This window comes from Pseudomonas sp. S1_G07 (assembly GCF_054668565.1).
In genome coordinates this window covers 720993-739981 of the sequence record NZ_CP162778.1, presented here as the reverse complement: position 1 = coordinate 739981, position 18989 = coordinate 720993, and the positions used below count along the sequence as shown (strand labels likewise).

20 protein-coding genes, 1 other RNA gene and 1 pseudogene are annotated in these 18989 nt (G+C 61.9%); 9 read left to right on the top strand and 13 right to left on the bottom strand.

The genetic code is table 11. The features are described from left to right. Positions 1-30 precede the first annotated feature (30 nt). A complete protein-coding gene (gene ubiD / locus AB4O05_RS03510) occupies positions 31-1497 on the top strand; it encodes a 4-hydroxy-3-polyprenylbenzoate decarboxylase (RefSeq protein ID WP_116626930.1) in 1467 nt (488 codons plus the stop codon). Further along, positions 1497-2465: a CDP-6-deoxy-delta-3,4-glucoseen reductase gene (locus AB4O05_RS03505; protein ID WP_460133011.1), complete on the top strand. Its 969-nt coding sequence runs from the start codon at positions 1497-1499 to the stop codon at positions 2463-2465. The genes ubiD and AB4O05_RS03505 overlap by 1 nt, the downstream gene beginning before the upstream one ends. Here the strand turns inward: AB4O05_RS03505 and AB4O05_RS03500 are convergent. Further along, positions 2462-2941, bottom strand: a complete 480-nt coding sequence (locus AB4O05_RS03500; RefSeq protein WP_460133013.1) for a sn-glycerol-3-phosphate transporter — start codon at positions 2939-2941, stop codon at positions 2462-2464. The genes AB4O05_RS03505 and AB4O05_RS03500 overlap by 4 nt on opposite strands. Before the next feature lie 241 nt (positions 2942-3182). Between AB4O05_RS03500 and AB4O05_RS03495 the strand changes: the two genes are divergently transcribed. Then, positions 3183-3836: a gamma-glutamylcyclotransferase gene (locus AB4O05_RS03495; protein WP_460133015.1), complete on the top strand. Its 654-nt coding sequence runs from the start codon at positions 3183-3185 to the stop codon at positions 3834-3836. On the opposite strand, the gene glpT is transcribed toward AB4O05_RS03495, so the two are convergent. Continuing rightward, a complete protein-coding gene (gene glpT, locus AB4O05_RS03490; protein WP_460133016.1) occupies positions 3833-5170 on the bottom strand; it encodes a glycerol-3-phosphate transporter in 1338 nt (445 codons plus the stop codon). The genes AB4O05_RS03495 and glpT overlap by 4 nt on opposite strands. Positions 5171-5401: 231 nt before the next feature. Beyond that, entirely contained in the window at positions 5402-6379 is a 978-nt protein-coding gene (locus AB4O05_RS03485; protein ID WP_460133017.1) for an NADPH:quinone oxidoreductase family protein, read from the bottom strand. A 149-nt stretch (positions 6380-6528) separates the two neighbouring features. Between AB4O05_RS03485 and AB4O05_RS03480 the strand changes: the two genes are divergently transcribed. Next, the gene (locus AB4O05_RS03480; RefSeq protein ID WP_460133019.1) at positions 6529-6936 is read left to right on the top strand and encodes a flagellar basal body-associated protein FliL; all 408 of its coding nucleotides are present in this window, start codon (positions 6529-6531) and stop codon (positions 6934-6936) included. Here the strand turns inward: AB4O05_RS03480 and AB4O05_RS03475 are convergent. The 6 genes and pseudogenes from AB4O05_RS03475 to AB4O05_RS03450 all read right to left on the bottom strand — a co-directional run bounded on the left by AB4O05_RS03475 (position 6926) and on the right by AB4O05_RS03450 (position 13511). Then, entirely contained in the window at positions 6926-7036 is a 111-nt protein-coding gene (locus tag AB4O05_RS03475; RefSeq protein ID WP_460164899.1) for a hypothetical protein, read from the bottom strand. The genes AB4O05_RS03480 and AB4O05_RS03475 overlap by 11 nt on opposite strands. A 185-nt stretch (positions 7037-7221) precedes the next feature. Next, a pseudogene (locus AB4O05_RS03470) lies at positions 7222-8013 on the bottom strand (acyltransferase family protein); the annotation flags it as partial. Between the two features lie 181 nt (positions 8014-8194). Beyond that, positions 8195-9313: an ABC transporter permease gene (locus tag AB4O05_RS03465; RefSeq protein ID WP_460133021.1), complete on the bottom strand. Its 1119-nt coding sequence runs from the start codon at positions 9311-9313 to the stop codon at positions 8195-8197. After that, positions 9313-12030 carry a ribosome-associated ATPase/putative transporter RbbA gene (rbbA, locus tag AB4O05_RS03460; protein ID WP_460137689.1) on the bottom strand — a complete coding sequence of 906 codons (2718 nt, stop codon included), beginning with the start codon at positions 12028-12030 and terminating at the stop codon, positions 9313-9315. Before rbbA ends, AB4O05_RS03465 begins: the two co-directional genes overlap by 1 nt. Continuing rightward, entirely contained in the window at positions 12027-12992 is a 966-nt protein-coding gene (locus tag AB4O05_RS03455; RefSeq protein WP_460133022.1) for an HlyD family secretion protein, read from the bottom strand. The genes rbbA and AB4O05_RS03455 overlap by 4 nt, the downstream gene beginning before the upstream one ends. A 69-nt stretch (positions 12993-13061) precedes the next feature. Next, the gene (locus AB4O05_RS03450; RefSeq protein ID WP_460133025.1) at positions 13062-13511 is read right to left on the bottom strand and encodes an EVE domain-containing protein; all 450 of its coding nucleotides are present in this window, start codon (positions 13509-13511) and stop codon (positions 13062-13064) included. A gap of 194 nt (positions 13512-13705) precedes the next feature. Between AB4O05_RS03450 and AB4O05_RS03445 the strand changes: the two genes are divergently transcribed. Further along, positions 13706-13852: a hypothetical protein gene (locus tag AB4O05_RS03445; RefSeq protein ID WP_460133027.1), complete on the top strand. Its 147-nt coding sequence runs from the start codon at positions 13706-13708 to the stop codon at positions 13850-13852. Between the two features lie 7 nt (positions 13853-13859). Here the strand turns inward: AB4O05_RS03445 and AB4O05_RS03440 are convergent, their stop codons facing one another. From AB4O05_RS03440 to AB4O05_RS03425, 4 genes are all read right to left on the bottom strand, one after another. Next, the gene (locus AB4O05_RS03440; RefSeq protein WP_460137691.1) at positions 13860-14489 is read right to left on the bottom strand and encodes a 5-formyltetrahydrofolate cyclo-ligase; all 630 of its coding nucleotides are present in this window, start codon (positions 14487-14489) and stop codon (positions 13860-13862) included. A 58-nt stretch (positions 14490-14547) separates the two neighbouring features. Then, positions 14548-14726: non-coding RNA, 6S RNA (gene ssrS, locus AB4O05_RS03435), on the bottom strand. A 30-nt stretch (positions 14727-14756) separates the two neighbouring features. After that, complete coding sequence (locus AB4O05_RS03430; RefSeq protein WP_460133029.1) at positions 14757-15074, bottom strand: cell division protein ZapA; 318 nt, start codon at positions 15072-15074, stop codon at positions 14757-14759. Next, on the bottom strand, positions 15071-15280 hold the full coding sequence (locus AB4O05_RS03425) for a TIGR02449 family protein (RefSeq protein ID WP_007982902.1): 210 nt from the start codon (positions 15278-15280) through the stop codon (positions 15071-15073). Before AB4O05_RS03425 ends, AB4O05_RS03430 begins: the two co-directional genes overlap by 4 nt. 139 nt (positions 15281-15419) lie before the next feature. Here AB4O05_RS03425 and AB4O05_RS03420 point away from each other — a divergent pair, with 139 nt between their 5' ends. The 4 genes from AB4O05_RS03420 to AB4O05_RS03405 are packed head-to-tail and all read left to right on the top strand — an operon-like array spanning position 15420 to position 18983. Continuing rightward, positions 15420-15977: a YecA/YgfB family protein gene (locus AB4O05_RS03420; RefSeq protein ID WP_460133031.1), complete on the top strand. Its 558-nt coding sequence runs from the start codon at positions 15420-15422 to the stop codon at positions 15975-15977. A gap of 21 nt (positions 15978-15998) precedes the next feature. Further along, positions 15999-17321 (top strand): Xaa-Pro aminopeptidase, encoded by a 1323-nt coding sequence (gene pepP, locus AB4O05_RS03415; protein WP_460133032.1) that lies wholly within the window; start codon positions 15999-16001, stop codon positions 17319-17321. Continuing rightward, entirely contained in the window at positions 17318-18505 is a 1188-nt protein-coding gene (gene ubiH, locus AB4O05_RS03410) for a 2-octaprenyl-6-methoxyphenyl hydroxylase (RefSeq protein ID WP_460133035.1), read from the top strand. Before pepP ends, ubiH begins: the two co-directional genes overlap by 4 nt. Further along, positions 18498-18983 (top strand): DUF4442 domain-containing protein, encoded by a 486-nt coding sequence (locus AB4O05_RS03405; protein ID WP_460133037.1) that lies wholly within the window; start codon positions 18498-18500, stop codon positions 18981-18983. Before ubiH ends, AB4O05_RS03405 begins: the two co-directional genes overlap by 8 nt. Positions 18984-18989 lie beyond the last annotated feature (6 nt).

Sequence of the window (18989 nt, the reverse complement as noted above, 5' to 3'; positions counted from 1 at the left end):
TGTACGCCTATTTTACGGGTGGCATGGTTAATGAAATTCAAGGATCTTCGGGATTTCGTGCAGCAACTTGAGCAGCGCGGAGAGTTGAAACGTATCCAGATGCCGATTTCCCCGGTGCTGGAAATGACTGAGATTTGCGACCGCACCTTGCGCAACAAGGGCCCGGCGCTGCTGTTCGAAAAACCGACCGGTTTTGATATCCCGGTGCTCGGCAACCTGTTCGGCACTCCCGAGCGCGTGGCCTTTGGCATGGGCGCCGAGTCGGTCAGCGAACTGCGCGAGATCGGCAAGCTGCTGGCTTTCCTCAAGGAGCCGGAGCCGCCCAAGGGCTTGAAGGATGCGTGGTCGAAGCTGCCGATCTTCCGCAAGATCATTGCCATGGCCCCCAAGGTGGTCAAGGACGCGGTGTGCCAGGAGGTGGTCATCGAAGGCGACGATGTCGACCTGGCCATGCTGCCGGTACAGACGTGCTGGCCTGGCGACGTTGGCCCGCTGATCACCTGGGGCCTGACCGTCACCAAAGGTCCGAACAAGGACCGCCAGAACCTCGGTATCTACCGCCAGCAAGTGATCGGTCGCAACAAGGTGATCATGCGTTGGCTGAGTCACCGCGGCGGCGCCCTGGACTTCCGTGAATGGTGCGAAAAACACCCCGGCCAGCCGTTTCCGGTCTCGGTGGCCCTGGGCGCCGACCCGGCTACCATCCTCGGTGCCGTCACTCCGGTGCCTGACAGCCTGTCCGAATACGCCTTTGCCGGCCTGTTGCGCGGCAACCGTACCGAACTGGTGAAATGCCGTGGCAACGACCTGCAAGTGCCTGCCACCGCTGAAATCATCCTCGAAGGCGTGATTCACCCCGGCGAGATGGCCGACGAAGGTCCTTACGGCGACCACACCGGCTACTACAACGAAGTCGACAGCTTCCCGGTGTTCACCGTCGAGCGCATCACTCACCGGATCAAACCGATCTACCACAGCACCTACACCGGCCGGCCGCCGGATGAGCCAGCCATCCTGGGCGTGGCGCTCAACGAAGTGTTCGTGCCGATCCTGCAGAAGCAATTCCCGGAAATCACCGATTTCTACCTGCCGCCGGAAGGTTGCTCGTACCGCATGGCCATCGTGACCATGAAGAAGTCGTACCCAGGCCATGCCAAGCGGGTAATGCTGGGTGTGTGGTCGTTTTTGCGACAGTTCATGTACACCAAGTTCGTTATCGTCACCGACGACGACATAAACGCCCGGGACTGGAACGACGTAATCTGGGCCATCACCACGCGCATGGACCCCAAGCGCGACACGGTGATGATCGATAACACGCCGATCGACTACCTCGACTTCGCCTCGCCGGTGTCGGGCCTGGGTTCGAAAATGGGCCTGGATGCCACCCACAAGTGGCCGGGTGAAACGACTCGCGAGTGGGGCCGGGTGATCGTCAAGGATGAAGCCGTGACCGCACGCGTCGATGCGATCTGGAAAGAATTGGGAATAGATTGATGCGTGTAACCCTGCAACCTTCCGGCGCAGTACTGGAGCTGGTCCCCGGCGAGCGAATCCTTGAGGGCGCGCGCCGCCTGGGCTACGACTGCCCCCAGGCTTGTCGCAACGGCGTGTGCCACGTGTGCGCTGCACTGCTGGTCGAAGGCCGGGTGCAACAAGCCGGCGAAATGCGCGACCACGGTGAGTTCTACACCTGCATCGCCGAACCGCTGGAAGATTGCATCGTGTTGTGGGATGGCGTGCTGGCGCCGGGAGAGCTGCCGTTGCGCAAGTTGTCGTGCCAATTGAGTGAGTGCGTTGAGGTGGGGGGCGATGTGTGGCGCGTGCGCCTGCTGGCCCCTGCCGGCAAGACGGTGCGTTACCACGCCGGGCAATACCTGATGATCGAACGGGACAATGGCGAGAAATCCGCATTTTCCCTGGCGTCTGCACCCCATGCCGGGCGAGAGCTGGAGCTGCATGTGCTGGCGCGCGAAGACAGCGCCCGCAACCTGCTCAAGCAGCTGCAACGTGATCGGATAGCGCGTATCGAGATGCCGTTTGGCGACACTCATCTGGCCGAGCTGCCCGACGGCCCGCTGGTGTTGATCGCCGCCGGCACCGGCATGGCCCAGATGCACAGCCTGATCGAACATTGCCGCGCCTCTGGCTTCAAGCACCCGGTGCACTTGTACTGGGGCGTGCGTCGCCCGGAAGACTTCTACTCGATCGAACACTGGGGTCAGTGGCAGCAACTGCCCAACCTGTTCCTGCACAAAGTGGTCAGCGACCTGTGCGGTTGGGAAGGGCGTTGCGGCTTGCTGCATGAAGCGGTGTGTGAAGACATTGCCGACCTGAAGGCCGTGCACGTCTACGCCAGCGGTTCACCGGCGATGATCTACGGCACCCTGGATGCGCTGGTCAACGCCGGTATGGACGCGCACCAGATGCGCGCCGACGTATTTGCCTACGCGCCGCGCCCTTAAAAGCGTACGCCGGTCGTCACCATCGCTGCATTGAACCCCAACAGCACCAACTCCGCCGCCACCGGCCCGTAATGGGTGCCCACGGACGGAATGATCACCGGCGCGACGCCGAAACGGTTCAACGGGATCTTGTCGCGGTATTTGCCGCGATAGCCCTGGATCGCTCCGCCGGTGACCTTCAGGTACAGCGGATAGTCGCTCATGTCATAACGTTTGCCTGCATAGGCGTAGTACGAGCGTTGGCTGAACGAGTTGCGAAAGGTCGCCCCGCCATACACGAACCCTGACGCTTCATTGCGCTCCAGGCCGATCAGGTCCTGGTTGTTGTTGTGGTCTGGATCGGGCGAAAAGTGCCGCGTGTAGACGCTGGTCTGCGCGTACCAGAAGCCTCGGGCATCGGCGGCCGGCGTTTCGGCGGCCAGCGCGGTGGTGGCCTGGGCCAGGAACAACAGGCCAGGCAGTCGACATTTCTTCATGGTGCGACCTCGATAGTCGATGGATGGGCGGCTAGATGGGTCCACGTCATAGACGCGTTATTTTGACGGCTCGGTGTGGCCCCAAGCTGAACCTGGGCTGAAGGCATCGGGATTGCAGGGAGCGATCCTGATGACTGATACCGCCCTGGGCACTTTTTCGCCATACGGTAACAGCGGCGCGTTTTATTCCGGTAAAGTTGCTTACAACTGGTAACACACAGGAGGCGCACCGCTTTTCGCCATGACCGCCATTGAATCCGATCTTCTGCAGTTGGCTTACCCTCCGCGCCTCGATCTGGGGCCGCAACTCACTCACGAACAGTTAATGAGCTCGATGCAGGCCACCATGGGCCGGCACAAGGGTGGGCCGGTCTGGCTATTTGCTTATGCTTCGCTGATCTGGCGCCCTGAATGTTCCTCGACAGAGCGCATGCGGGCGCGTGTCCACGGTTATCACCGAGGCCTGTACCTCTGGTCTCACGAGCATCGGGGCACGCCGGAATTGCCGGGGTTGGTGTTTGGCCTGGATCGTGGTGGTTCCTGCAGTGGCTTTGCCTACCGCTTGCCGGAGGATCAACTGGAGGCCTCGCTTTATGCCTTGTGGCAACGTGAGATGCCTTACCCATCCTACCGGCCGCACTGGCTCAGCTGCCGTCTCGAGGATGGCAGTCAGGTACAGGCGTTGGGGTTTGTCCTGGAGCGGCACTTGCCCAGCTACGCCGGCAACTTGCCCGACATTGTGCTCAACCATGTGCTGCAAAGCGCTTGCGGGCGTTACGGCACGACTCGCGATTATGTCGAGCAGACCGTCAACGCCCTGCGTAGCCACGCCATGCCAGATAAAAGCCTGGAGGCGCGGCTCAAGCGTTGTGCCAAGGATTGCCCGGGCGGTTAGCGCGCCGAGCTGACGCTGTTGGTGTGCCACAGGGTTGGGATCAGGAACGCGATCGCCAGCAGGCACGCGCCGATCAGCAGTACAAAACCACCGTCCCAGCCAAAATGGTCGACGGTGTAGCCCATCGCCGCGCTCGCGGCCACCGAACCACCCAGGTAACCGAACAGGCCGGTAAAGCCCGCAGCGGTGCCGGCGGCTTTCTTCGGTGCCAGTTCCAGAGCCTGCAGGCCGATCAGCATCACCGGGCCGTAGATCAGGAAGCCAATGGAGACCAGCGCGATCATGTCGACCATTGGGTTGCCCGGCGGGTTGAGCCAGTACACCAGGGTCGCCACGGTCACCAGTACCATGAACACGATGCCGGTCAGGCCACGGTTGCCGCGGAAAATCTTGTCCGACATCCAGCCGCACAACAGCGTGCCCGGAATGCCCGCCCACTCATAGAAGAAGTATGCCCAGGACGACTTGTCGACCGTGAAGTGCTTGGCTTCCTTGAGGTAGGTCGGCGCCCAGTCCAGTACGCCGTAGCGCAGCAGGTAGACAAAAACGTTGGCGAAGGCGATGTACCACAGCATTTTGTTGCGCAGCACGTACTTGACGAAGATTTCCTTGGCGCTGAATTCTTCTTCATGGCTGGCATCGTAGCCATCCGGGTAGTCGTTCTTGTACTTTTCAATCGGCGGCAGGCCCACCGACTGCGGGGTGTCGCGCATGGTGATGAAGGCAAACGCCGCCACCAGCAGGGCCACGGTCGCCGGCACATAGAACGCGGCATGCCAGTCGTTGAACCAGGCCATGCCGAGCAGGAACAGCGGGCCGATCAGGCCGCCGCCGACGTTATGCGCGACGTTCCATACCGACACCACACCACCGCGTTCTTTCTGTGACCACCAGTGCACCATGGTCCGCCCACTTGGCGGCCAGCCCATGCCTTGGGCCCAACCGTTGATGAACAGCAAAATGAACATCATGGTCACGCTGGACGTGGCCCAAGGCGCGAAACCGAAAATGAACATCACCCCCGCTGAAACCAGCAGGCCGAAGGGCAGGAAGTAGCGTGGGTTGGAGCGGTCGGACACCAGGCCCATGAGGAACTTGGACAGGCCGTAGGCAATCGCGATGGCCGACATCGCCAAGCCCAGTTGACCACGGGTGTAGCCCTCATCGATCAGGTAGGGCATGGCCAGGGAGAAGTTCTTGCGCAGCAGGTAGTACCCGGCGTAACCAAAGAAAATACCGGCGAATATCTGCCAACGCAGTCGTCGGTAGGTACTGTCTATTTTTTCTTCAGGCAGAGGCGCCTGGTGCGCGGCAGGGCGAAAGAAAGCAAACATTCAAGAGCTCCAGATTTCTTGTTTTGACTGCGGATGCGAATGTTACAGTTTCGTTACCGAAAATAGCATCGCCTCTTGGCGCCAAACACCGGAAATAGGAGCAATTGCATGTTCTTTTATGAACATGTCGCAAATAGATAAGTCGTGGTCGTGAGCAGATTCTTCAGGATTTGTGCAGATTAAAATGTGGGAGCGGGCTTGCTCCCACAGTTGATTTGATTGCATTCCAGGTCAGCGCACTTGGACGACGACCTTACCAACCGCCTTGCGCTGCCCCAGGTCGTTGATCGCCTGGGCGGCGTTTTCCAGTGGATAGAGCTGCGACACCAACGGTTTCAACTTGCCCTCGGCATACCAACTGAACAACTGCTGGAAGTTCGCCGCATTGTCCTGTGGCTGGCGCTGGGCGAACGACCCCCAGAACACGCCGACCACCGCCGCGCCCTTGAGCAGCGCCAGGTTCACCGGCAGTTCGGGGATGCGCCCGCTGGCAAACCCCACCACCAGCAAGCGGCCGTTCCAGGCGATGGCGCGGATGGCCTGGTCAAACAGGTCGCCGCCCACCGGGTCGTAGATCACGTCGGCGCCGTTGCCGTCGGTGAGGCGCTTGATCTCGTCCTTGAGGCTGGTCTCGCTGTAATTGATCAGTTCATCGGCACCGGCGGCCTTGGCCACCGCGAGTTTGTCGGCACTGCTGGCTGCGGCGATCACGCGGGCACCCATGGCTTTGCCGATTTCCACGGCGGCCAGGCCCACGCCGCCGGACGCACCGAGTACCAGCAGGGTTTCGCCGGGCTGCAGGTGGGCTCGTTGTTTCAGCGCGTGCATCGACGTGCCGTAGGTCATGCTGAAGGCGGCGGCGGTGGTGAAGTCCATGTCGGGCGGGATCGGCAGCACGTTGTAGCCCGGCACAGCGACCTGCTCGGCAAAGCTGCCCCAGCCGGTCAGCGCCATGACCCGGTCACCGACTTTCAGATGGCTGACCTTCTCACCCACTTCACTGACCACACCTGACGCTTCGCCTCCCGGTGAAAATGGAAACGGCGGCTTGAACTGGTACTTGCCCTCGATGATCAGCGTATCCGGGAAGTTCACCCCCGCCGCATGCACATCCAGCAGGATTTCGTTCTTCTTGATCGCAGGGCTCGCGATCTCTTCCAGCACCAGGGTTTCGGCGGGGCCGAAGGCTTTGCACAGCACAGCTTTCATCGGGCTATTCCTTTTGGTGTCGTGGCCGATAAGTGTAGGAGGGTACGCCCGTGGGTCAACGAGCATGCCCGGGCCTGATAAGTCGCCATAAGCTTGTGCTCAGCCTTGCTAGCGTTATGCTACCCGGCACCGAATGTGAGGAATGAATTGTGAAAGCGTGGATCCTGTTGATGCTGGCCCTGACCCTGCCGATGGCAGCTCAGGCCGAAGAAGCCAAAGAAGGCGAGGCGCCGAAGGTCAGCTATATCAGCCTGAACCCGCCGTTTGTGGGCAACTACGGCCTCGATGGCACGGCGAAACTCAAGGTATTCAAGGCCGACGTCGCCCTGCGCGTGACCGGCACCGAAGCGGCTGCGGCGGTGAAGGCCAACGATGCACTGATTCGTAACCAGTTGGTGGCGCTGTTCACTCAGCAGACCAACGAGACCATGAACACCGTTGAGGGCAAGGAAAAACTGCGCCAGGAAGCGCTCAAGCAAACCCAGCAAGTGATGAACGACGAGACCGGCAAGCCGATGGTGGAAGACCTGCTGTTCAACAACCTGATCATTCAGTAACCGGCGGCGTCACGTTCCATATCTTCAGCAAAGTGGCGGTAAACGCGGGCTCAAGTACGCGGTTGCCATGCCCACTGAGGTGGTTGGAGTCGAAGAACAGCGGCTTGGCGTTGGCGTCGTAGGCCGAACAGATCGGGCCGCCATCTGCGCCGCTTGCTGGTGCTCGGCCGTCAGTTCGCTCAAGGCCTCGTCGACGATTATCGCCTCACCTTCGCGCCAGTTGCGCCCGGCCAGTTCCGGCATGCGCAGCGAGGCGAGGAATACCATGTCACCCGGTTTGGCGCGGGCCTCGATTTCCTGGAGTTGGGCTTCGCGTACCTGGGCACAGCGAGCGGGGTCGGCGCCGATCAGGCTGACGACGCTGCAACCGCCTTGTTCGTATTCCACCACCGTGATGCCGAGCTTCAGCGACACGAGCTTGAGCAAGGTGCGGTAGGCCGCGGTATGGGAGTCGCCGATGACGAACAGCTGCCGTCCCGCCAGGTTTGGGTCGTCGAGGGTTGTGAAGTCTTCCTGGGGATAATGCTTGTAGGCGTACCAGGTGTAGCTATCGCGGGTCTGGCTGAGTGACAGGGTCGATGGGTTCTCCGAAACCCAGTGGGCACCCAACCACATCAGGCCGGTGATGCTCACGCCGGTGATGAATGTCAGTCGCGCACTGCGTTGCACTGCAGACTTGCCGCTGCGAATCGGCGTTTCCACCCAATGGTAGGACGCTGCCGCCAGTGCGAAGACCAGCAAGGGGTAGAGCAGTTGAACGGCCAGCAGCTCCAGCCCGGTGGTCCACGCCAGGACCAGATTGCTCAGGCCAAAAAATGCCGCCAGGCCGGTGCGGTTGATCAGCTCACTGAGCCAGAACGGCGGCATGAACATCGCGCACAGTACAAAACTCACACAGAGCACGGTCAACAGCGCGGGCATGATGCGCAGCAGGTGCCGCCGGTAGAAGTCCGCCAGGTAGCGGCCGAAGGTCAGGTTGCGGCGCTCCCACAAGGATTGGCTGATCACGTACCCGGAGATCACGAAGAACAGGTCCACGCCGGTAAAGCCGCCGGGCAACAGGTCGAGAAAATCCACGTGGAAGATGATGACGCTGAGCACGGCAATGGCGCGCAAGCCGTCGATTGCCGGCTTGTAGGCGCCGGTGGGCAGGGACACGCGAGCCTCCTTCCTGAACAGGCAAAGCCGTGATTCTGCCGAAACCTGTGCGGGGCGACGACTGGCCGTTCGGACAGGTATGAGGCCGGATGTTTCCCGGTCAGGACGCCAGGCTTTTGCGGAACCTGCCCAGCGCCACGGCAAAGAACAGCAGGCCAATCCCCGCCAGCGCCAGCATGTCGGGCCACACCACACTCACGCCCGCATCCCTGAACAGAATCGCCGAGCTCAGGCTCACAAAGTGCGTCGACGGCGAGGCCTGCATTACCCACTGCAACCATTCGGGCATGCTGTCCAGCGGTGTACTGCCGCCGGAGAGCAGCAGCATGGGGATGATCACCGGGATCGCCAGCAAACCGAACTGTGGTGTCGAGCGGGCGAGGGTGGCGAGGAAGATGCCCAGTGCGGTGCTGGCAAACAAATACACCGCAGTCACGAATAGAAACAGGCCTAACGACCCGGCCAGCGGCACACCGAGCAAGCTCTTGACCACCACCTCCAACGACACCCAGGTGCACAACACCACCACCAGCATGTTGCTCCAGATTTTCGCCAGCATGATCTCCAGCGCGGTCAGCGGCAGCACCAACAGATGGTCGAGGGTGCCATGCTCGCGTTCGCGCAACAGCGCGGTACCGGTGAGGACGATGGCGAGGATGGTGATGTTATTGACGATCTGGATCACCGCCAGGAACCAGCCACCTTCCAGGTTGGTATTGAACAATGCCCGCGTGGTCAGCAGCGCCGGGGCTTGGCTGGCGGTATCGGCCTGGCCGCTGTAGTTGAGCAACTCGCGCTGGAAAATTCGCCCGATGTACCCGGCGCCCATGAATGCCTGGCTCATTGCCGTGGCATCGACGTTCACTTGCACGCCCGGCTGGCGGCCCGCCAGCAGATCGGCCTGGAAGTTCGCCGGGACGTTGATCACGAACGTGTACTGGCCGTTGTCCATGACCTTGTCCAACTGATCGTATGGCAGCGGTGCCGGTGGCTGGAACTCCGGCGGTTGCAGCGCTTCGGCCATCTGCCGTGAGAGCGCACTGTGGTCCTCATCGACAAACGCTACGCTGGCGTTGTGCACGCCGATCACCGAACCGGCGGCGGGCATATAGATGGCGACGGTGAAGGCGTAGAACAAAAACAGCAGCAACACGCTGTCGTGGCGCAGGCTGGTCAGCTCCTTGATACCCAGGCGCAGGATGTGAGCGAGCTTGTGCATCAGGCCTCCTGCTTCTTGAGCATCACCAGGCTCAGCCCGGTAAAACCGACGAAAAACCCCAACAGCGCCAGGCACTGTGGCCACAGCTGGCGCAGGTCCAAGGCCTTGGTGAAGGTGCCCACTGCGATGTCCAGAAAGTGCCCGGCCGGAAACAGCATGCCCATCACGGCGGCCGCGCCTTCCAGGGATGAGCGCGGCACGATCAGCCCGGAGAATTGAATGGTCGGCAGGCTGGTGATGATCATGGTGCCGAGAATCGCCGCGATCTGGGTGCGGGTGAACGCGGAAATCAGCAGGCCCATGCTGGTGGTGGCCAGCACGTACAGCAGACCACCGAAGGCCAGGGTCAGGCCGCTGCCCTTGAACGGCACACCAAACAGCCAGCGGTTCATCGCCACCAGTACTGCCAGGTTGACCAGGCTCACGACCAGGTACGGCGCCTGTTTACCCAGCAGGAACTCCAGGCGCGTCAACGGCGTGGCGTAAAAGTTGGTGATCGAGCCCAGCTCTTTCTCGCGCACGATGCCCAGGGCGGTGAGCATTGCCGGAATAAACGCCAGGATCAGCGCCATGACCCCCGGGCCGATGGCGTTCACGCTGACCACGTCCTGGTTATAGCGAAAGCGGGTTTCCAGTTTGGCGGCGGCTGGGTTGCTGCGCGGCAGGCTGCTCAGTTCGGCCAGTTGCTGCAGGTTGCCCTGGTGCACCGCTTCCACATAGTTGCGGCTGGTTTCCGCGCGAAACGGCATGCCGCCATCGAGCCAGGCCGCCACCGTGGGTTGGCGGCCGGCATAGAGGTCACGGCCAAACCCTGGCGGGACCTCCAGTGCCAGTTTGATTTCCGAGCGTTGCAGGCGCCGGTGCAACTCATTGGCGTCCTGGATCGGCGCCTGCTCGGCGAAGTAGCGCGAGCTGCGGAAGGCTTCGAGGTAGGCACGGCTTTGTGGGGTCTGATCCTGGTCGTAGACGGCGAAGGCGAGGTTTTCCACGTCCAGGGAAATGCCGTAGCCGAAGATCACCATCATGAACATCGCCCCGAGCAGGGCGAAGGCCATGCGCACTTTGTCGCGCAGCAGTTCCTTGCCCTCGCGGCTGGCCACGGCCAACAGGCGAGACAGGCGCAAGCCGCGCTTGCTGATGGGCGTTGCGCTGGTTTCGCTGAGGGTCTTGGTCGGCGCGGCGGGTTCGGATTCACCCTGGGCCTGTTCCAGGCACGTGACGAACGCGGCTTCCAGGGTGTCGCCGTGAAACCGCTGTTGCAGCGCTTCGGGCGTGTCGCACGCCAGCACCTTGCCCGCATGCATCAAGGAGATGCGGTCGCAGCGCTGGGCTTCGTTCATGAAGTGGGTGGACAGGAAGATGGTCACCCCTTGCTCGCGCGACAATTCCACCAGCAAGCGCCAGAAATCATCCCGTGCCGCCGGGTCGACACCCGAGGTCGGCTCGTCGAGGATCAGCACTTCCGGGCGATGCAGCACCGCGACCGCCAGGGACAAGCGTTGACGCAACCCCAGGGGCAACTCGCCGGACGGCTGCTCGGCCACGTCACCCAGGTCAAAGCGCTGGATCAGTTCGTCGATCCGCACGCCGCTATCGGCCTTGGGCAGGTCGAACAGTTGTGCGTGCAGCACCAGGTTCTGGCGCACGCTGAGTTCGCCATACAGCGAGAAGCTCTGCGACATGAACCCCACACGCTTGCGGGTGGCCAGGTCCTTGGCATTCACCGGGTTACCCAGCAGCGTGGCGCTGCCTTCGGTGGCTGGCATCAGCCCGGTGAGGACTTTCATGGTGGTGGTCTTGCCGCAACCATTGGAGCCGAGGAAACCGAAAATCTCGCCACGGCCGATGGCAAAACTGACCTTGTTCACTGCCGTGAAATCGCCGAAGCGCAACGTCAGGTCGTGGGCTTCGATGGCGATATCGGTGTGGCTGCTTTCGCGCGGCGGGATCACCAGCGCTTGGTTGTCGTGGGCGCTGTCGCCCTGGAAGTGGGTGAACGCTCCGTCCAGTTTGCCGCTGGGTGTGGCGGCTGCCAGTTCGCGGCTGAGGCCGTCGGCGATCAACTTGCCGCGGTCGAGCATCAGGCAATGTTCGAATTGCTCGGCTTCTTCCATGTAGGCCGTGGCCACCAGCAGCGCCAGTTGCGGGCGCTCCTGGCGTACGGTATCTACCAGTTCCCAGAAGCGTCGACGTGACAGCGGGTCGACGCCCGTGGTGGGCTCATCGAGGATCAACAGGTCGGGGTCGTGGATCAGCGCGCAGCACAGGCCCAGTTTCTGCTTCATGCCCCCCGAGAGTTTGCCGGCGGGGCGCTCGGCGAAGCGGGCCAGGTCGGTGGCCAGCAGCAGGTTGTGCGTGCGCTGAGCACAGTCGGCTTTGGACAGGCCGAACAGTGTGGCGAAGAAGCGGATGTTCTCGCTGATGGACAGTTCGGGATACAGGTTGCCGCCCAGGCCCTGGGGCATGAAGGCGATACGCGGGTACAGACTGCTGCGATGGCGGCTATCCTGGATGGAGCCACCCAGCACCTGCAGTTGGCCGTCCTGGAGTTTTTTAACCCCGGCGATCAGCCCCAGCAGGCTCGACTTGCCCGCCCCGTCCGGGCCGATCAGGCCGCAACGGGTGCCGGCGGGCAGGCTGAAGGCGATATCGATCAGGGCCTGCTGCTTGCCGTAGCGATGGTTGATGCCGGTGGCGTGCAGCGCCAGGCCGGTCATTGCAGGTTGGCCGGCCAATCGATGTCAGCCGTGCGCACATAGCCTGCACCGGGCATGCCCGGCTTGGCTTGGGGCACGGCGCTGGGTTGGGTCAGGCGCAGCTTGACGCGAAACACCAGCTTCTGGCGTTCGTCGCGGGTTTCCACTTCCTTGGGGGTGAACTGCGACTTGTCGGCAACAAAGCTGATCTTCGCCGGCAGCGGTTGCCGGGGCAGGGCGTCGAGCAGAATACGCGCGTCACTGCCGACAGTCAGGCGGCCGCTGACCGAGGCGGGAAGGTAGAGGTTCATGTACTGGTCATTGGGATCAATCAGCAGCAGCACGCGCCCGCCGGCGCCGAGCACTTCACCGGGCTCGGCCAGGCGCAGCTGGATAACCCCGTCGATGGGCGCGCGCAGGCTGCTGTCGTCGATCTCGCTGGTGAGCTGCGCCACTTGAGCCTGAGCCGCACCGATGGCGGCCTTTACCGCATTGACCTGGGCTTGGGCGGCGACCACGGCGGCATTGCCGGTGTTCTGGCGCGCCTGTTGCTGGTCAATCAACTGGCTGCTGGCGAACCCGCGCTGGTACAGCTCGCGGGTGCGCCTGAGTTCCTGGCCGGCCAGCAGTTGTTCGCTCTGGCGCAATTGCACATTGGCCTCGGCGGCAGCGAAGTTTTCCTTGGCGCGCAGCACTTCGGCTTCGGCCTGGGCGCGTTGGGCCTCCAGGGTGCGGGTGTCCATGCGCGCGAGCAATTGGCCTTTGAGCACCTTGTCGCCTTCGTCCACCCGCACCTCGGCCAGGCGTCCGGGGATCTTGGCGGCGATCTGCACTTCGGTGGATTCCAGGCGGCCGTTACCCATGCTCAGGCCTTCGGGCAGGCGGTCCTGGGTGGAGCGCCAGTAACCGAAACCGCCGGCCCCCAGCAACAGGACGACCAAGGCGATGGCGAAAACGCGGGAGGTGTGGTGATTCGTCGACATGGCTGCTTCCTGCGACATTAGCGTCCTAGTGTGGCCGGTTTTGCCCTGGAGGGTTTTGATACCGATCAGTTAAAGCAAATGAAGGACCGCGCCCCATTGTTCCGGTGTGACCGCCATCACTGAAAGGCGGCTGCCTTTTTGCACCAGCGGCAAGTCGGCGAGGGCCGTTTGTTGTTTCAAATAGCTCAAGGGCAGCACCTTGGGAAAGGTCTGCACATGCGCAACGGTGATCGCGCTCCATGGATTTTTTTCCGCGCTGGCCTTGGCGTCGAAATAGTGGCTTTGCGGTTCCAGTGCGGTGGGGTCCGGGTAGGCGGCCTCGATGATCTTGCCGATGCCGGCGATGCCTGGCTCGGGGCAGCTGGAATGGTAGAAGAAAAATTCGTCGCCCACGGCCATGCCCCGTAGAAAGTTGCGTGCCTGGTAATTGCGTACGCCATCCCAGCGGGCTTCGCCGAGTTTTTCCAGGCCCTGGATAGAGAGTTCGTCGGGCTCGGATTTCATCAACCAGTAGGCCATTTGGGCGCTCCTTAAAAGGGCATTGGGCAAGTTGTCAGGCAATTTGATGACAAACCGACAGTCGGTTGGCGTCAAGGTTTGCGTGTTGGTTCACGTTACCGCAGAATGCCGGCTTTTAAGCTTGACGCAGCTGCAACGGACTACTTTGGAACGTTGTTGTCATCGTGTACGAGATGCCTGAAGGGGGGCAATCGATGCAACGTAAACCGGATTTACTATGGATTTTGGTGATTTTGTTTGGTCTGGGCGTCGTGACCACCGGGTATGCGCAAAGCTTGTGGTCGAACAAAACAGACGCGCCGGTTGAGCTTCAGCAGCAACCGCAACTGTTCAAGCGTTAACGCCTCTTCAACACGCCGCTGCTTCCAGCGGCGTTTGTGCGACATACCACTGCTTATCCGTGACGGTGCCCGCCAACGGCACATCCCAGCTGGCCTGCGCCAGGCGATCGACCTTCTGACATTCATGGGCCAGGCCCAGCAGCGTGGGCTTGCGCCAGCTGTGGCGGCGCGCCAGGTAGGCCAGGCTGCGATCGTAGAAACCGCCGCCCATGCCCAGGCGGCCCCCCACATCATCGAACCCCACCAACGGCAGCAGCACCAGGTCCAGCGCCCAGACCTTGCGTTGGCGGTTGGCATTGACCTTCGGTTCCAGAATACGAAAGCGATTGGGCAGCAGTTTTTCCCCAGGCCGCACGCGCTGGAACACCATCTTGGTCCGCGGCCAGGCGCTGAGCACCGGCAGGTAAGTGGCCTTGCCCCGGCGCTGTGCCGCGCGCAGCAGCAAACGCGGATCGATTTCACCGTCCGTCGGCAGATATAAGGAAATATGCTTGGCCCGGCGAAACAGCGGGTGCTGTGCCAGTTGCCGATACAGGCCATGGGCGGCCTGGCGCTGCTCGCTCGGCGTGAGCGCGCGGCGTGCCTTGCGTAGCATGCGTCGAAGGTGCGGACGGGACAGCGGCGCAGGTTCGGTCATGGTTTTTCGGCTCATACAACAATGCCAGTCCGGGGACTGGCATTGAGTTTTGGGATTCAGGCTCCCCGACAGCGCCGCTGTCGACTTAGCCCTTGAACCCGAAAGTTCAAGGTGGAAGATGCAGTAGGCTTTAAGGCTTTCCGTCTAGCGGACATGCACACCAGCCCAACGTGCAACTTCCAGGGTAGTGCGAATCGGCTCCGGGACATCGCCGACTGGCAAACACGCCAGGGAGTGGGGCGAGTATACCTTAAACAGTCGCGGCAATCAGCCCTTGGGTGCTTGTGAGTCGCTGGAAAGCACCAGGTCCACGCGTTCAAGCAGGTCACGCACCTGCTCGCGGGTCGAGCCGCCGGCCTGTACGTCGGGGCGCTCCTGCTTATGCAGCAGATCGTGGGTAATGTTCAGCGCGGCCATCACGGCGATGCGGTCCGCGCCGATGACTTTGCCGCTGCTGCGGATTTCACGCATCTTGCCGTCCAGGTAGCGGGCGGCGCTCACCAGGTTGTTGCGCTCTTCCTGGGGGCAGATGATCGAATATTCTTTGTCGAGAATCTGCACGGTGACGCTATTGCTTGAACTCATGAGTCTTGCTCCAGGGCCTTCAGGCGCGAAATCATCGATTCGACCTTACGCCGGGCGATTTCGTTTTTTTCAATGAGGTGAGCGCGTTCCTCGCGCCAGGTCTTTTCCTGAGCTAATAGGAGTCCGTTTTGACTCTTAAGTTGCTCGACTCGAGTAATTAGCAGTTCGAGTCTGGCCATCAGCGCTTGCAGGTCGGTGTCTTCCATTGGGTTCCACTGGATTTTGTCTGATGAATGGCAACTGCAGGATAAACGATCTGACGCCCTTGATAGTCTTGGTACGTCTGCCGGTGCTAGGATACAGCGCTCCATTCTAGACATTGCGCCGTCTGGCGCCTAGCTCACCATGCCCATTCAGAACTCCCCGTACGATGCTTTTTCCAAACTGCTGAGCGCCAGCGGCCATCCATGCTCGCCTGCTGAACTGCACGGCGTCCTGTTGGGCCGCAGTTGCAGCGGTGTTGGCTTTGATGCCGACAACTGGCTGGCCGATGTGGCCGAGCTGCTGGAAACCGAACCGACCGACAGCGTGCGTAACGCGCTGATCGGCCTGCAAGAGATGGTCAAGGGCGAGCTGACCGGTGATGACATCACCGTGGTCCTGCTGCTGCCGACCGACGATGCGCCGCTCACCGAACGCGCCGCCGCACTGGGCCAATGGTGCCAGGGCTTCCTCCACGGTTTCGGCGTGAACGCCGGCGGCCTGGAGCTGAGCACCGATGCCAAGGAAGTGCTGAAGGACCTCGCCGCGATCTCTCAAGTGCAAGACGCGCTGGAAGAGTCCGAAGACGGTGAAGGCGATTACATGCAAGTCATGGAATACCTGCGCGTCGCGCCATTGTTGCTGTTCACCGAGACCAGGAAGTCCGCTGAACCGGTCGCCGCCAAGCCGTCGCTGCACTAAGAAAAGGAAGCTCATCTGCCCATGATTCATATCCCCAAAGCGGAATACACCCGGCGTCGCAAGGCGCTCATGGCGCAGATGGAACCCAACAGCATCGCGATCCTGCCGGCCGCCGCCGTGGCCATCCGTAATCGTGACGTGGAACATGTATACCGCCAGGACAGCGATTTCCAGTACCTGAGTGGTTTCCCCGAACCGGAAGCGGTGATCGTGCTGATGCCCGGTCGCCAGCATGGCGAGTACATACTGTTCTGCCGCGAACGCAATGCCGAACGCGAATTGTGGGACGGCCTGCGTGCGGGTACCGAAGGTGCGATCCGTAACTTTGGCGCCGACGATGCGTTTCCGATCACCGATATCGACGACATCCTGCCCGGCCTGATCGAAGGTCGCGACCGGGTGTATTCGGCCATGGGCAGCAATGCCGAATTCGACCGGCACCTGATGGAGTGGATCAACGTGATCCGCTCTAAAGCGCACCTGGGCGCCCAGCCACCAAACGAATTCGTTGCCCTGGATCATCTGCTCCACGACATGCGCCTGTATAAATCGGCGGCGGAAGTGAAGGTGATGCGTGACGCCGCGCGAATTTCCTGCGCGGCCCACGTGAAGGCGATGCAGGCCAGCCGTGCCGGGCTGTATGAATTCAGCCTGGAAGCCGAACTGGATTACGAGTTCCGCAAGGGCGGCGCGAAAATGCCGGCCTATGGCTCCATCGTCGCCGCCGGGCGCAACAGCTGTATCCTGCATTACCAGCAGAATGACGCGCTGCTCAAGGACGGCGACCTGGTGCTGATCGACGCCGGTTGCGAGATCGATTGCTACGCCAGCGACATCACCCGCACCTGGCCGGTCAACGGCAAATTTTCACCTGAACAGAAAGCGATCTACGAGATTGTGCTGGCCTCCCAGGAAGCCGCCTTCATGGAGATCGCGCCGAACAAACATTGGAACCAGGCCCACGAGGCCACCGTGCGGGTCATCACCGCCGGGTTGGTGAGGCTGGGGTTGCTTCAGGGCGATGTTGACGAACTGATCGCCAGCGAAGCCTACAAACCGTTCTATATGCACCGTGCCGGGCACTGGCTGGGCATGGATGTGCATGATGTGGGTGAGTACAAAGTGGGCGGTGAATGGCGCGTGCTGGAAGTGGGCATGGCGTTGACCGTGGAGCCGGGGATCTATATTTCGCCGGACAACCAGACCGTGGCAAAGAAATGGCGAGGCATCGGCGTGCGCATTGAGGACGACGTGGTAGTGACCAAGCAAGGCTATGAGATCCTGACTGGCGGCGTGCCCAAGACCGTCGCCGAGATCGAAGCCCTGATGGCGGCGGCGCGATGAGTCGGGTCAACCTGGCGATCATCGGCGGCGGCCTGGTGGGCGCCAGCCTGGCGCTGGCGTTGCAGGCCGGGGCCAAGGCGCGGGGCTGGAAGATCGTGCTGATCGAACCCTTTGCTCCGGGTGACAGCTACCAGCCGAGCTACGATGCGCGCTCGTCGGCGCTGTCGTTTGGCGCGCGGCAGATTTATCAGCGCCTGGGCCTGTGGCAAGCGATTTCCCGTCGCGCCGAGCCGATCAAGCAGATCCATGTATCGGATCGTGGGCGTTTCTCCACCGCGCGCTTGTCGGCCATGGAAGAGGGCGTGCCGGCCCTGGGCTATGTGGTGGAGAACGCCTGGCTCGGCCAATGCCTGTGGCAGGGTCTGGATAAAGAGGTGGTCAGCTGGCGCTGCCCGGCGGAGGTCACGCGCATGGAACCGCTGCCGGACGGCTATCGCTTGACCCTCAACGATGAGACCGTGCTGGAATGCGACCTCGCGGTGCTGGCCGACGGTGGCCGTTCCGGGTTACGCGAGCAATTGGGCATTGGCGTGAAAAGCCGGCCTTACAACCAGAGCGCGCTGATCGCCAACATCACCCCGAGCGAAGCGCATAACGGCGAAGCCTTCGAGCGCTTCACCGATGACGGGCCGATGGCCTTGCTGCCGCTGCCGGACAACCGCTGCGCGCTGGTGTGGACGCGCATCGGCATGGATGCCCAGCGCCTGGCGGCCCTCGACGAGCGCAGTTTCCTGAGTGAATTGCAGAGCATGTTCGGCTACCGCCTGGGCACCTTGAAACAAGTCGGTGCACGGCATCTGTATCCGCTGACCCTGGTGGAGGCCGAAGAACAAGTGCGTTCCCACCTGGCGATCCTCGGCAATGCCGCCCACAGCCTGCACCCGATTGCCGGGCAGGGCTTCAACCTGTCCCTGCGTGACGCCAATGCCCTGGCCGAGGCCCTGCTGGCCGGGCCGCCGGTGCCGGGCGACCTGGCGACCTTGCAGGCGTATCGCGAGCGCCAGCGCATGGATCAGAAATTGACTGTCGGCTTCTCCGACCAGGTGACGCGCCTGTTTGGCAGCGCGCAACCGTTGGTGGCGCTGGGTCGCAATATGGGCCTGCTGGGCCTGGATTTGTTGCCACCGGCCAAACGTTGGTTCGCCCGTCAGGCCATGGGCCTGGGAACGCGTCCCGATGCATAAGTGGCTGGTCGAACGGATGGGCAAGGCGCGGCTGTTGCGTTGGGTCATGACCCTGTACCCGCCGTATCTGGGCGCCGGGGTACGCGTGCAGCACATGAGCGCTGACTTTCGCCACGTCAAGGTGCGCATGGGCCTGGGCTGGTACAACCGCAATTACGTCGGCACGCAGTTCGGTGGCAGCCTGTATTCGATGGTGGACCCGTTCTACATGCTGATGCTGATGGAGAACCTGGGCCGCGACTACATTGTGTGGGACAAGGCTGCGAGCATCGACTTTATCTCGCCGGGCAAAGGCCCGGTGTACGCCGAATTTTTCATCGATGACACGTTGCTCGATGAGGTGCGTCGACAGACTGAAGGCGGCGAGAAATACCTGCCGCACCTCAAGGTCCAGATTCATGACGGCTCCGGCACCCTGGTGGCGCGGGTCGACAAAACCCTTTACGTGCGGCGCAAGCCGCCAGCGAAACAGGCTTAAAGCATG